Source organism: Candidatus Solincola tengchongensis (assembly GCF_015711935.1).
GTDB lineage: Bacteria > Actinomycetota > Geothermincolia > Geothermincolales > RBG-13-55-18 > Solincola_A > Solincola_A tengchongensis.
In genome coordinates this window covers 65,637-79,004 of record NZ_JACVJJ010000103.1, presented here as the reverse complement: position 1 = coordinate 79,004, position 13,368 = coordinate 65,637, and the positions used below count along the sequence as shown (strand labels likewise).

The window sequence follows — 13,368 nt, the reverse complement described above, 5'->3', positions numbered from 1 at the left end:
AGCCGGGTCCTGCCGCGAGGGCGTTCCGGCGCACGGGGAGGAGGTCGGGCCCGGTGATGCCTGGCGTTTGAGGTCTGCTTCCCAAAAAGAGAGCGGGTCTCTTTGCAGAAGTTTGTCCACGGGGAAGGTGGCCCAGGCGATTCGGACGTGCCGGGCATGCGGACCATAGCGCCGGCTGCATCAAAGCGGTACGATGGGTAAGCGGACCACGGATGCCCTTCAAACGGATCCCATGGAGGGCTTTGGCCGCTGGACGGAATGACGGGGGGTGTGCTTTCCACATGAGCGAGCATGAGGACCGGTCACCGCTGTTGCTGAAGGTCATCCTCCGCCAGGAGCTGGCGCGGTTGCGGGAGGAGGATTCCTCTCTGGCCCAGATGGAGGCCTTGGCCCTCAACCTGGGTTGGGAAGAGGTATCCGCCGGGTTGGAAGAGGCCAGGAGGGGCCTGAACGAGGCCCGGAAGGGCCTCCAGGAAGCCGTGGAGGCCGCCGTACGCCTACAGTCGGCATCGGCTCATTCCCATCCTCATACTCACATCCATGAGCACGAGCACCTCCATCCCCACGGCCACCAGCACCCGGAGGCGGTGGAGGGAGAGCATGGGCACCCGCACGAGCACACCCACGAGCACCCTCACGAACACCCCCATCACTGAAGGCCACGATGACCGCATGGATCACGATAGTGATCTCCCGCGCTGATGCCGGGGCCATATTCCGAGTTTCAGAGGGCAACCCGCATGGATGACCACGGTCAATCCTGTGATCCGAGATGGGTCTCGGATACCGGATTGGGTGGGGGCATTGGCGAAAGGCGCCTTTCCTGCCGCTTGAGGAGCCGAACGGCCGTCCGACACGGTGCTTTTTGGGGAGGGCGGCCCCCTTTTTACGGCTCACGGGACCGATTCTGGAATCCCGTGGGCTCCAGACGGCCTTCGCCCCTGCGCATGGATGAGAGCATGGATGAGAGTGTCCTTTGATGATTCCCTTGGCCGTCACCCCCTCGCCGGGAGCGCGGTCAACCGGCGGAGGACCCGCCGCCCCCGAAGCCGCCCCCGGCGGACCCGCCTCCGAAACCCCCACCAGATCCTCCGGAGGAGGGCCTTGAAGAAAAAGTGCGCGAGAGGCTTCCGTGCATTGATTCCAGGCTTTTAGCCAACGCCACGGGCCCCCTTACGGGATCGGCGGCGGAGTACCAGCCGGGTGGTTTGTCGTAGAGGCCCTCGAACCTCCTCGCCCATTTTTCGGCCACGCCCAGTACGAGCGCGTAGGGGAGGTTACTCTCGAAGTCCTCCGGCTCCATGTGCTCCATTTCCGTCTTCTCCGCGATAGCCAGATATTCCCTGAAGCCCATGGCCTCCCCGTAGGCGCGGGAACCGGCACGCGAGCGCCGGGGCATGACCCATCCCACCGCCCAGACGACGAGCCCCGCCGGTGCCGGGGCCAACACGGGCACCAACAGCCAGCCGAGGTCGAACCAGCGCGAGAGGAGGAGGAACAGGGCGGCAGAAAGGCCGATGAGCCCATGTCCGATGTACAGGTAGGTGCGCCGCACCTTGGCCGGGTCGCGCGAGAACAGCCCGCGGGACACGGCCTCTTTCCTTATGTCTTCCCTGAGGGGCTGCAGGTGAGCATGGAACTTGTCCTGGAGGTCCTCCTCCGTGACCCTCTCTCCGGACTCGAAGAGGTGGCGGAGCAAGCTCTCCTCGTAAGGCAATAGCCCGGAGGGCTCCTTCTTCAGGCGCTGGAACCCGAAGACGCGCCGCCTGATGATACCCCTTCTCTCCTCCTCGAAGATCCTCAGGTGGCCGCGCACGGCCAGGTCCACGATGGTGGCGGTGATATCCACGACCTCGGGCCTCTGTCGCACCAGCATGCCCACCACGGCGGGAGGCAAGCCCTCCGGCGGGTCGTAGCGCACTGCATGGCCTCTGCGGCCTCCCGCATCCCTTCCCTTCCTCCACCAGAGGGCGAGCATGAAAGCCAGGGTCCCCAGAAGGATGGCGGAACCGGAGGCTATCCCCACCATGCCCGCCACGCTCCGGTAGGTCCAGGGGACCGATACCAGGCCTTTGGGAAAGGCGGCATCGATGGTGAAAGTGGTATAGGGCGGGACACCCATGGCTTCCCACCACAGGAGGCCGTCATCCCTGCCGGAGCGGTATTCCCGTGGCGGCGTAAAGGGGTCCACATACAGCGCGGTCGCCACCTCCTCCGGATCCGCGCCCTCGGGCAGCCGCACCGTAACCCTGGAGGAATGGATATCCGCTTCCCTGGCACGGGAGACGGCGTTCCAGTAGAGGCGGTCGTACTGAGGGGCGAATATGAGGGCACCGCTCACGCGGTATTCAATGGTCCATCCCAGGGTCTCGTCGGTGGCCTGGAAGGAGATGCGCACCCTCTTACCGCCCTCCACGTCCTCCACCTTCCATGTGGCAGGGTCCAGGGGGTTTCCCCCCAGGTCATAGACGGCGAAGTCGTAAAGGCGGACCTTGCCGTAGGTCCTTCCCTCCTCGAATACCGCCGCATGGGTGGGTATGTCACGGGTAAGGTAGGTGAAACTTCCCCGGAAGCGCACCACCTGGGTCTCGCGCACGGTGAAGGTGGCGTCGGGGTGCACGGTGATGTCCACGTCGAAGCGTTCGAACCCCCAGCTCTTCGAGGGACCGGGAGACTCCTCCTCCGGGGCAGCAGGTCCCGTGGAGGCGAAGCCGGCACCGGTGAGGTCCATGATGCGCACCGGCCAGGAGGCGGTGAACTCGAAGGAGGCCCGCGCTTCCAGCTTCTCCAGCTCGGCGATGGCGATCCGGTCGCCCACCACGCGCTTTTGCACGTGCCCCTTATACCCCGTGGTCTTGACCTGCATCAGCAGCTCGCCGTGGGCGACGGCCGCGGGAAGCTCCACGGAGACGGATGATTCCATGACCGGCGAGGAGCGCTCCACGGGCACTCCCGTCCAGCGCAATACCGCCCGTTCTCCCTCCACCTCGAGGGCCCCGGAAACGGTGTACTCGTAGATCACGGTGGACGATGCACCGGACGACGAGGAGTTGAACCACAGGACGGCCCCCTTTTCGTCCTGCTCCAGGTCCCAGAGGTCCTCGGGGAGCGGTTCGCCACCGCCGTCCAGGACCCGCGCCTCGACCACCCTGCCCAGTTCGACGGGCACCGTGATCCCCACCCATCCCGAGGGGTCCTGGAAGAGATAGGTAACGCGGTGCCGCACGGTAACCATCCCGTCCGCGTGCACCAGAAAGGAGGAATGGAAGGCCTCGTAGGTATAGGTAGGCTGGGCATGGGCGGCGGGGGAGAAGAGAGCCGTCGCGAAGGCCAGGAGAAACAAGGTGGCCATCAATGTCGACGGGCGGGATTGCGACAACCGGTGAAGGAGGGCAAATCGGTGTATGGTCCCTTTGCCTCGGCGCACTTCAGGTTCATGCGAGCGGCTGCGGAGAGGAAAAGCCTTTCCGCTTCCCGTACGTCGGTGTAAGATGCGGTCGTCCATGCCATCGACTCCGGGGTTACGGGCACCTTCAGGTTATTTAAACATAAAAAGAAGGGCTCTTTCACCCCGCTTCGGATAGCTATCCAAGCCGCCCTCCCCCACAAGCTTGTGGCATGGCGAGTTCCCTCGAAATCGATCACTTGCCGCCTGCCGACCGGAAAAGGCTCCTCGGGGGCATTGGTCCCGAGGGCAGGGCGCGTTTCCGAGGCGATGGGATATCCTGAGAGGTTGCGGCCTCTCGCTTCTGCCGGCTTTTTCCTTTTTACGGGTAAGGAACTTTACGTCGCTCTCCGCCATCAGGCGCGTAGGCCTTGTAACGGTTGCTTCCCACATACGCCACTCGAAGGCCACGGCGTGGTTCCCGGGCCGACGAGACATCTCGCTTACCGGCGGCCAGAGGTTTCATGGTCCCGCTTCAAGGGGAGGCGGCGGGTGGGCGAAGGTGTGGGGGAACGGCGGTAAAGGCAGTTAGACGATGATAAAATGCATGTGCCGGAGAACGTCCAGCCATGCGGATGGCCGGGGTTGGCGGGAGGCTGGGGGAGATGCCCGGGCCTATGTCGGTAAAGGCGGGGCAAGGAGAGGTCGTGGAGGCAATGCCTCATGGCCATCTCTCCAGGAGCGAACGTTACGGGCGGGAGCCCTCCTTTCGGAAAGGTTCGAGAGGACGATTCAAAGGCGCTCAAGCGTGCCGATGCATGCGTCTGAGGACGGGGGAGGGGTGGTCTGCAGTCTTATCACGGCACGGAGAAGAAAGGGGCGGACATGCGGGCAATGAGGATATGGGTGCTCTCCGACAACACGGCGGCTCCGCCGGTGTTCGAGGCGGAGCACGGGCTATCCCTCCTCCTGGAGGTGGAGGGGAAGAGGTTCCTCCTCGATACGGGGCAGGGGGAGGTGGCGCGTCGCAATGCGGACCGGCTGGGTCTGGACCTGCGCTCGGTGGAGGCGGTGGTCCTCTCCCACGGGCACTACGACCACACGGCGGGGCTGCCTTTCCTGCTGCAGCGCACGGGCCCGAAGAGGGTCATATGCCACCCCAATGCTTTTGATTCCAAATATTACCAGAGAGGAGATATTTGGCGGTTCATCGGCATGCCCTGGCGGAGGGAATTCCTGGAAAGCGCGGGCGCACTCGTCGAGGAGAACACCGGGCCGCTGGAGCTGGCGGACGGGGTATGGGTGACCGGGGAGATACCCCGGCGCACGGAGTTTGAGCCCGGCGACCCCGATTTGAAGTGCGAAAGGGACGGCGAATTGGTGGCGGATCCCTTCCTCGACGACCAGGGGATAGTGGTGGATGCCGGAGAGGGACTGGTGGTCTTGTTGGGGTGTGCCCATGCGGGAGCGGTGAATACCTGCCTTTACGCCCGCAAGGTCGCCGGGAAGGAGAGGATACTGGCCGTGGTGGGGGGATCGCACCTGGCCTTCCTGGGAGAGGAGCAGCTCACGGCAACCATATCCGCTTTCCGGGACATGGACCCCCTGCGACTGGCCTTCTCCCACTGCACAGGGCAGGAAGCGGCCTGCCGGCTGGCCGCCGCCTTCGGAAAACGCTTCATCTTCACCCAGGCCGGAAACTGCTTGGAGCTGGGGGATCATCCTTCTGAGGGCACCCGCCCGCCTCCAGCTTTGGTCGGCCCGGTGGGCTTTCCTCACTACCCGTGAACGCCGGAGCAGGAGCGATGACCGCGTCCCGAAGGATTATACTATTACGGTCGGGATAGGAACGGGAGCGACATGCCCGGGACGGGATGCGGGCTCGGCGGCCGTTGCCGCGAGGGGCGGCGACGGTGGGAAGTCCGTCTCCTGGGAGGGTAACGGAAGGAGGTAGGTCGGGTTGTACAGGGAGAAGTTTTCGCTGCAGGACAAAGTGGCCATCATCACCGGCGGGAGCCGCGGCATAGGGAAGGCCATCGCCGAGGGTTTCGCCGAGATGGGGGCTAAGGTGGTCCTGGCCAGCCGCAAGGCCGAGGCCCTGGAGGAGGTACGCAGGGGCATCCAGGAAAGGGGAGGGGAAGCCCACGTCATCCCCACTCACATGGGGGACCTCGAGGGCATCGAGAGGCTGGTCCAGGGGACCCTGGACAGGTACGGGACCATAGACATCCTGGTGAACAACGCCGCCACCAACCCCGTCTTCTGCAGCACGGCGGAGATCGAGGAAGCGGCCTGGAACAAGATCATGGACGTCAACGTGAAGGGGGTCTTCTTCCTGACCCAGAAGGTGGGGAAGGTGTTGTGCGACAAGGGTTCGGGCTCGGTGATCAACATCTCCTCCGAGGCCGGTTTCTGCCCCACCCCCTTCCTGGGAGTTTATTCCATATCCAAGGCGGCGGTGAACATGCTCACCAAGGTCTTCGCCCAGGAGTGGGGGCCCAAAGGGGTGAGGGTGAACGCCATAGCCCCCGGGCTGGTGCGCACCCATTTCAGCCAGGCCCTGTGGGGCAACGAGGCCATCCTCCAGACTGCCCTGGCCTCCATCCCTCTGGGCAGGATAGCGGAGCCGGAGGAGATCGTGGGCCTGGCCATCTATCTGGCGTCCGAGGCCTCGAGTTACGTGACGGGGCAGGTCTTCCTCGTGGACGGGGGCCGCGAGGTCTTCGCCTGATGCTTCCCTCCCCGGTGGCGGGCGCAGGGCGACGAGCGGGAGAGGACCGACGAAGGCGGGAATTGGGGAGATAATGGCATGGGAAGCGATAAGGGAAAGGCGAAGCCCTCCCTCTGGGAGCCCGTGCGCCTCGGTGGGCTCCTGCTCCGCAACCGCACGGTGATGCCTGCCATGGGAACCGGATACGCCTCCGTGGGGGGCGAGGTCACCCCCAGGCTAACCGCCTACCTGCGGACGCGGGCCGAGGGAGGGGTGGGGCTCATCATCACCGAGGTGATGGCCGTGCATCCCCTGGGAAAGGGCTTCGCCTCCGAATTGGGCATCTACGACGATTCCTTTCTGCCCGGGCTTTCGGAACTGGCCCGGGCGGTAAAGGGGGCGGGAGCCGCGGTGGCGGCGCAACTCCACCATGCCGGGCGGGAGACCTTTCCCCAGGTGATAGGGGATCAGCCCGTCGCCCCCTCGCCCATCCCCAGCAGGGCCATGGGGCAGATGCCTCGAGCCCTCACCAGAGAGGAGATAGGGGAACTGGTATCCCGCTACGCGGATGCGGGCAGGAGGGCGAGGGAAGCCGGTTTCGACGCCGTGGAGATACACGGGGCGCACGGTTACCTGGTCAACCAGTTCCTCTCCCCCTATTCCAACCGTCGTGACGACGAGTACGGCGGCGACGCGCCCGGGCGCTTCCGCTTCGCGCGGGAGGTGGTCAGGGCGGTGAAGGAGGGGGCGGGTCGCGATTTTCCGGTCATCTTCCGCTTCTCGGCCTCCGAGGACGTGAAGGGAGGCTACGACCTGGATTACCTCCTGCCCCTCCTGCCCTTGCTGGTGCAGGACGGCGTGGACGCCTTCCACGTCTCCCGGGGAGTGTACGATTCGCCCGGCAACCCAACCTGTCCCGGGCTTCATCACCCGGAAGGGATAAACGTGGAGTACGCGGCTCGAGCAAAGGAGGCGGTGGGCGTCCCGGTCATCGTGGTGGGGAAGCTCCATGACACCCGCCTGGCGGAGGAGGTGGTGGCCTCGGGGCACGCCGACATGGTGGCCTTCGGTCGCCAGCACCTGGCCGACCCCCACTTCCTGGCCAAGGCCATGGAGGGGAGACATGAGGACATCCGGCCCTGCCTGTCCTGCAACCAGGGGTGCATCGAGCGCCTGATGTTCGAGTTCCGTTCCGTGACCTGCACCGTGAACCCGGATTGCGGCAACGAATGGCGCCTAGTTCGCGGCACACGGGGACGCAAGGGCCCCTTCCTGGTGTTGGGGGCCGGGCCGGCGGGCCTCCAGGCGGCCATCACCCTCCGGGAAGGGGGAGCTGAGGTCCGGGTGGTGGAAAGGGAGGACGAACCCGGAGGGCAGTTGCGGTCAGCCTCCCGGCCTCCCCACAAGGAGCCTTACCGGAGATGGGTCGACTGGGCGGTCCGCCGCCTGGAGGGACTGGGGGTAAGAGTGGAGGCGGGGCGGTCCTCTTGGCGGGAGGCGCTCCCGGAGGAAGATTGGGAGGGAGTGGTGGCCGCCTGCGGTTCGGAACCCGTCATACCTTCCCTGCCGGGTGTGGAGCTCTCCCACAACCTGGAGGCCAGGGAGGTCCTCCTGGAGCATGTGAGGCCCGGAAAGCGGGTGCTGGTGGTGGGAGCGGGTCTCGTGGGCATGGAGACCGCCGATTACCTCCTCGCTCGTGGCCATGAGGTCACCGTGGTGGAGGAGGCGGAGACGCCGCCTGTCTCCCCGCTCACCTCCCACGGGTATTACCTCCACCGCCGCCTGCGTGACGAAGCGCGCCTCCTCCTGGGGGCCAGGGTGATTAAGGTGACCGCCTCGGGTGCGGTTATCCGTCGAGTGGGGGGTGTGGAGGAGGAGGTGGAGGCGGACAGCGTGGTGTGGGCGGTGGGTTCCGTCCCGCGGAGGGAGCCGCTGCAGGCCGCCGCCGAGTTGGGCCTTAAGACGGAGTCGGCCGGGGATGCGGTGGAGCCGCGTCGCCTCCTGGAGGCCGTGCACGAGGGAGCCGCGGCGGCCAGGGCTCTCCTCTATCCCGAGGAAGCGGAGGAAGAAGGAAGGGGTTAAAGGAGGGACGAGAAGGTCTGCGGCCGGATGCTCCCCGAACCTCCCCGTCAAGCGTCATAAGCAAGTGCCGGGAAGCCCGAAGGTTCAAAGAAAGGCCTGAATGGTTGGAAAAACCTGGGAGCGCCACTGCAGAGAGGTCATGAGACGAGAGACGAATGGAAGGGGGTGTTCGCGGTGAAGGAATACATGGACGGAAGGGTGGTCATCACCAAGGGAGACATCACCACCTTCGAAGTGGACGCCATCGTCAACGCCGCCAACAGGTCCCTTTTAGGAGGAGGTGGGGTGGACGGGGCCATTCACCGGGCGGCAGGGCCCCAGCTCCTGGAGGAGTGCCGAACCCTGGGCGGCTGCGAGACCGGACAGGCGAAGATCACCAAGGGTTACCGGCTTCCCGCCCGTCACGTAATCCACACCGTGGGCCCGGTATGGCACGGGGGGGACCGTAACGAGGACTCCCTCCTGGCCGATTGCTATCGCAACAGCCTGGCCCTGGCCCTGCAGCATGGACTGGAGACGGTGGCCTTCCCCTCCATCTCCACCGGGGCCTACGGGTTCCCCATCCACCGTGCCGCGCCCATCGCCATGCGCACGGTTAAAGAGGTGCTGGAGGCCAACCCCGCCCTGAAGAAGGTCTATTTCGTCTGCTTCAGCGAGGGGGACCTCCAGGTCTACCTGGAAAAGGTCGAGGAGATATTCGGCGGTTGAGGGCCGGGCACGACTCCGAGGATGCATGGAGCCCGGCCCGCCGATGTTGTCCACACCCGTGGCCGGCCGGCATAGGCGGAGGTCCGCCGACGCGGAGGGAGTCGAAGCGCCAGAAAAAAAGCCGCTGTGGAACTCGGGCCGGCGTGATGGTGGCATTTTCACGCAGGGCAGAGAAGAAAGGGTCTTGGTAACCGGAGAGAGGGACGGGGGAGGACGTTTGGAGATCCTCTTCGTTTGTACGGGAAACGTCTGCCGCAGCGTCATGGCCGAGGCCTTCCTGCGGGAGGTCCTGGATTCCGGACCCGCTGCGGCGGAGGTGAAGGTGGGTTCGGCGGGGCTGGACGCGCGAGAGGGGCAGCCTCCGCCGCGGGAGGTCCTCGAGGTGATGTCCGAATGGGGGCTGGACGTCTCCGCGCATCGCTCCCGGTCCCTGGGGGAGGAGGACGTGGAGAGGGCGGACCTCATACTGACCATGGCCATGCACAACAGCCAGCGTCTTCTCACCAGGCACCAGGAGACGGTGGGCAAGGTCTTCACCCTCAAGGAGTTCGTCATCCAGGGCCGGGAGAAGGGGCACCGTTTGCGGTCCCGGAGCCCCGAGGAACGCCTCCAGGAACTGAAGGCGTGGATAAGGCACATAGAAGGCCTGGAGAGCGGGCCGGGAGAGGGAGGCCTGAACGAAAAACTCCAGCTCTTCTTCCTCCATTACTTTCACCTCTACGACCACCGCTTCACCATCGACGACCCTCTGGGCCAGTCCATGGATTTCATGCGCCGCACCGCGGAGGAGATACGCGGGTGCGTGCGGGAGCTCGCTGGCCCCGACCTCCTGCGGCTCTCCACCGTTTGAGCTGGGAAGGGCGGTTGCGGCGGGTCTCATATATGGATATGGAATATGATTCCGGCCATGCGGCGAAGAGGACGGTAAAGGAGAAAGAGAACGCAGGACAAGGAGGTGAACATGGATGAGGTGCTCTTCCGGCGCGAGGGGGCCGTGGAGGTGGTGACCCTCAACCGCCCGGAGGTCCTGAACGCCTTCAATTTCAACATGCTCCTAGCCCTGACCAGGAGGTTCGAGGAACTGGAGCAGGACGACGAGGTCAGGGCAGTGGTGGTCACCGGGGAGGGGCGGGGCTTCTGTACCGGCGCCGACCTCACCGGCGGAGGAGCGAGGAGCGACGGGCATACCCCGATGGGTATGCGGCTCTCGGCGGGCCTCTACTCGCGCCTCATCAGGACCATGGCGGAGATGGAGAAACCGGTCGTGGGGGCGGTGAACGGCGATGCCGCCGGTGCGGGATGCAATTTCGCCCTGGCCTGCGACCTTTTGGTGGCCTGGGAGAGGGCGCGCTTCATCCAGGTCTTCGTGAGGCGCGGCCTGGTGGCCGACGCCGGGGGGACCTTCTTTCTGCCCCGCCTGGTTGGCCTGGCGCGGGCCAAAGAGTTGATGTTCTTCGGGGAGCCCGTGGATGCCCGGCGGGCCTACGAGCTGGGCCTGGTGAACCGGGTGGTGCCCCACGAGAGGCTCATGGAGGAGGCCATGGAGCTGGCCGGGAAGCTGGCCGAGGGGCCTACCCGGGCCATAGGGATGATGAAGCGCATGCTCAACCGTTCCTTCGAGTCCGACCTCTCGACCTGCCTGGACTTCGAGGCCACCTTCCAGGGCATCGCCGTGTCCACCGCCGATGTGGTGGAGGGGATAACCTCCTTCCTCCAGAAGCGGAAGCCGGAGTTCAAAGGGCGCTGACCCCGTGTTATAATGGTTAAAGCGTCGGCTTCGGGTTTTTGCGGGAGGAGGGGAGGGGCATGAAAGCTTTGGTATTCGAGTACAACATACCGAAATACCTGCTCACCGGAGCCCTGGCCCGGAGGTGGCCGCAGGTCCTGACCACTGGGCTGGCTCCGGCGGGGGTGAGGGAGATCGAAGATCCCCGGCTGCCCGGGCCGGAATGGGTGAAGGTGCGGCCACGGCTCTCCGGGTTCTGCGGAAGCGACCTGAGCATCGTCCTCTGCCGCGAGAGCCTCACCCTGGCTCCCTTCTCCTCCTTCCCCTTCGTCATCGGCCATGAGGTGTGTGGGGAGATCGCCGAGGTTGGAGAGGCCGTGGAGGGCTTCGAGCCGGGCGACCGGGTCACCGTGATGCCCGTCCTCGGGTGCCGCCAGCGCGGGATTGACCCGCCCTGCCCCATGTGCGCCCGGGGTAGGTACCAGCTGTGCGAGAACTTCACCGAGGGGAGCCTCCCGGCGGGGATGTTAGAGGGCAACACGGCGGAGGTCCATGGATACATAAGCGAGATGGGCCTGGCCCACGTCTCCCAGATCTACAAGGTACCCGCGGGAGTCAGCGACGAGAACGCCGTGCTCACCGAGCCCTTCGCCACCACCCTGCACATGGTCTTGGCCAACCGCCCACAGCCGGGAGAGACGGTGCTGGTCTTCGGATGCGGGGTAATGGGCCTGTGCACCATCGCCGCCCTACGCGCCCTGTGTGCGGATGTGAAGGTGCTGGCCGCGGAGGTGGATCCCTTCCATTCCCAGGTGGCCCGGGAGATGGGTGCGGAGGAGGTACTGCGCCCGGGAGGCAAGGATTTCTACCGCCGGGTGGCCGAGCTCACTGGAGCCAAGATGCACACCCCGCTACTGGTCAAACCCCTTCTCGTGGGCGGGGTGGACAGGGTCTTCGACGCCGTAGGGAACACGGAAACCGTGCACACCTCCCTGCGCATCCTGAAGAGCGGCGGCTGGTACAACATGTTGGGCATAGGGGAACCCAAACACATAGACTGGACCCCGGTCTGGCTGAAGGAGCTGACCCTGCGCGGCATCTACGCCTATCAGGAGGAGGAATGGGAGGGGGAGAGGGTACACACCTTCGCCCTCGCCCTGCGCCTCTTCGAGGAGGGCAAGGTGGACCTCTCGCGCCTGGTCACCCACCGCTTCAGGCTGGAGGATTATCCCAGGGCCCTCGAGGTGGCCCTGAACAAAGGGAAGCACCAGGCGATCAAGGTGGTCTTCACGCCATGACGGCGAGAGCCGGTTACTGGAGGGCGCGGGGAGAAGAGACGGTGAAATAATAGGTGGCCGGTACGGCTTGCCCTATCTGCCCGTAGCGTCCGAATGTGGCCGTACGGGACGCGCGAGCGGCGCGATGCGGAAGTTTGCAAAGGGGGCGTGCATATGAATTGTCGGCCAAGCTGCGGGATACGGCGTTGGTAATGTCAGGAAAATTATGGCACTCTTTCCGGGAGCTGTTGGTATAAGTGAAGGTTTGAAAAGAAAAGAATAGATGAGATTGGAAAACAATGGAGAATAAACCTATAGCTTTCTTCGACCTGGACCACACCCTGCTCGACGGGGCCAACGGAAACCTGGTGGTGGCCTACATGGTCAGGAAAGGTCTCCTGGGATGGGAAGCCGTATGGAAGGCCCTGAAGTTCACCGTCCTCTACCGCCTCAACCGCCTGCCGCGGGAGGAGGTCTACCGCTGGACTTTCCGGGAATGCGGAAAATACCCCATCGCCGAGCTCATCCGTATGCTCGACGAGGCCTACGAGGCTTGCATCATGCCCCGCCTCTTCCGGGAGGGAGAAGAATGCATCGCCGAACACCGGGCGCGTGGTCACCTCACGGTTATCGCCACCGCGGCCGGTGAGTACATATGTGAGAAGGTCAGGGTGCAGCTGGGCGCGGACGACAAGATAGCCGCCGTGGCCCCGGTGCGCAACGGCTACCTGACCGACGAGCTGGAGCGGCCCCTCCCTTACAGGGAGGGCAAGGAACAGCTGGCGCGCTCCTACGCCGCGGCGCGGGGAGTGGATCTGCGGGACTGCTGGTTCTACTCCGACAGCCTGGCCGACTTGCCCCTCCTGGAGGCCGTGGGCCACCCGGTGGCGGTGAACCCGCAGGGGAGATTGCGCCGTCTGGCGGAGGAGAGAGGCTGGCCGGTGCTCCGCTGGAGCACGCCGGCAGGTTACACGCAGCCCAGCCGCGCCGTGCGGCTGACCTTCGACCCCTTCGAGGAGCCCTCGACCGCTGAGGAGAGCGGCTAGACCCCGAAACTCCAGAGGTCAAGCCCGCGTGGGCCAACCCGACACCGGGCGAAAACCGCAACATCTCACTATCCAGGCCGTGGATTCATAGCTCATAGGTGCGGACGGGGCCGGGTGCAACGGAGCAGCAGCGACCTTGCTCCCCCCGAAATTGGCGCCCCCATGCGCCGGGCTACATTTCACATCGAGGCACCTCATACCCGCCTGCGTATTTCAGGATACGTGGGCACGGAACGGAGACGAGGGCGCGAGAACGGAGGTGCCCTGTCTCCCTTGACGCCCCGAGGTTGACGCCCCAATGCGCAGGGCTATAATCGAAAAGGATGCCGCCTTCGAATGGAGGCGGAAGAGACGGCGATGAAGCTCGCCCTTTGCCCCGGTGGGGGCTGATAGCTTCTACCGCGTAGGTAGGAGCTTTTCTTATTAGGCAGGTG

At 65.0% G+C, this 13,368-nt stretch carries 10 protein-coding genes and 1 riboswitch; of the genes, 9 read left to right on the top strand and 1 reads right to left on the bottom strand.

The annotated features are described in order from the left end of the window. Positions 1 to 281: 281 nt before the first annotated feature. On the top strand, positions 282 to 656 hold the full coding sequence (locus H7007_RS10340) for a hypothetical protein (RefSeq protein WP_287155176.1): 375 nt from the start codon (positions 282 to 284) through the stop codon (positions 654 to 656). A 362-nt stretch (positions 657 to 1,018) separates the two neighbouring features. Here H7007_RS10340 and H7007_RS10335 read toward each other — a convergent pair whose 3' ends face one another. Next, positions 1,019 to 3,352 (bottom strand): DUF2207 domain-containing protein, encoded by a 2,334-nt coding sequence (locus H7007_RS10335; RefSeq protein WP_287155175.1) that lies wholly within the window; start codon positions 3,350 to 3,352, stop codon positions 1,019 to 1,021. Between the two features lie 918 nt (positions 3,353 to 4,270). Here H7007_RS10335 and H7007_RS10330 point away from each other — a divergent pair. From H7007_RS10330 to H7007_RS10295, 8 genes are all read left to right on the top strand, one after another. Continuing rightward, positions 4,271 to 5,173, top strand: a complete 903-nt coding sequence (locus H7007_RS10330) for an MBL fold metallo-hydrolase (protein WP_287155174.1) — start codon at positions 4,271 to 4,273, stop codon at positions 5,171 to 5,173. Between the two features lie 172 nt (positions 5,174 to 5,345). Then, positions 5,346 to 6,116, top strand: a complete 771-nt coding sequence (locus tag H7007_RS10325; protein WP_287155172.1) for an SDR family NAD(P)-dependent oxidoreductase — start codon at positions 5,346 to 5,348, stop codon at positions 6,114 to 6,116. 78 nt (positions 6,117 to 6,194) lie between these two features. Beyond that, positions 6,195 to 8,177, top strand: a complete 1,983-nt coding sequence (locus tag H7007_RS10320; RefSeq protein ID WP_287155171.1) for an NAD(P)/FAD-dependent oxidoreductase — start codon at positions 6,195 to 6,197, stop codon at positions 8,175 to 8,177. 186 nt (positions 8,178 to 8,363) lie between these two features. Continuing rightward, entirely contained in the window at positions 8,364 to 8,885 is a 522-nt protein-coding gene (locus tag H7007_RS10315; RefSeq protein WP_303646200.1) for an O-acetyl-ADP-ribose deacetylase, read from the top strand. 184 nt (positions 8,886 to 9,069) lie between these two features. Beyond that, on the top strand, positions 9,070 to 9,735 hold the full coding sequence (locus tag H7007_RS10310) for an arsenate reductase/protein-tyrosine-phosphatase family protein (protein ID WP_287155169.1): 666 nt from the start codon (positions 9,070 to 9,072) through the stop codon (positions 9,733 to 9,735). A gap of 111 nt (positions 9,736 to 9,846) precedes the next feature. Beyond that, positions 9,847 to 10,632, top strand: coding sequence for an enoyl-CoA hydratase/isomerase family protein (locus tag H7007_RS10305; protein ID WP_287155217.1), 786 nt, complete (start codon positions 9,847 to 9,849; stop codon positions 10,630 to 10,632). Positions 10,633 to 10,691: 59 nt separating this feature from the next. Further along, complete coding sequence (locus H7007_RS10300) at positions 10,692 to 11,909, top strand: zinc-dependent alcohol dehydrogenase (RefSeq protein WP_287155168.1); 1,218 nt, start codon at positions 10,692 to 10,694, stop codon at positions 11,907 to 11,909. 278 nt (positions 11,910 to 12,187) lie between these two features. Further along, positions 12,188 to 12,934: an HAD family hydrolase gene (locus H7007_RS10295; RefSeq protein ID WP_287155167.1), complete on the top strand. Its 747-nt coding sequence runs from the start codon at positions 12,188 to 12,190 to the stop codon at positions 12,932 to 12,934. Positions 12,935 to 13,278: 344 nt separating this feature from the next. Beyond that, positions 13,279 to 13,340, top strand: a riboswitch (Fluoride riboswitch). The last annotated feature ends 28 nt before the right edge of the window (positions 13,341 to 13,368 follow it).

Excerpts from the sequence above, each read along its gene's own strand:
- H7007_RS10340 (WP_287155176.1), top strand. The coding sequence starts at position 282 with ATGAGCGAGCATGAGGACCGGTCACCGCTGTTGCTGAAGGTCATCCTC.
- H7007_RS10335 (WP_287155175.1), bottom strand. The coding sequence starts at position 3,352 with ATGGCCACCTTGTTTCTCCTGGCCTTCGCGACGGCTCTCTTCTCCCCC.
- H7007_RS10330 (WP_287155174.1), top strand. The coding sequence starts at position 4,271 with ATGCGGGCAATGAGGATATGGGTGCTCTCCGACAACACGGCGGCTCCG.
- H7007_RS10320 (WP_287155171.1), top strand. The coding sequence starts at position 6,195 with ATGGGAAGCGATAAGGGAAAGGCGAAGCCCTCCCTCTGGGAGCCCGTG.
- H7007_RS10315 (WP_303646200.1), top strand. The coding sequence starts at position 8,364 with ATGGACGGAAGGGTGGTCATCACCAAGGGAGACATCACCACCTTCGAA.
- H7007_RS10305 (WP_287155217.1), top strand. The coding sequence starts at position 9,847 with ATGGATGAGGTGCTCTTCCGGCGCGAGGGGGCCGTGGAGGTGGTGACC.
- H7007_RS10300 (WP_287155168.1), top strand. The coding sequence starts at position 10,692 with ATGAAAGCTTTGGTATTCGAGTACAACATACCGAAATACCTGCTCACC.
- H7007_RS10295 (WP_287155167.1), top strand. The coding sequence starts at position 12,188 with ATGGAGAATAAACCTATAGCTTTCTTCGACCTGGACCACACCCTGCTC.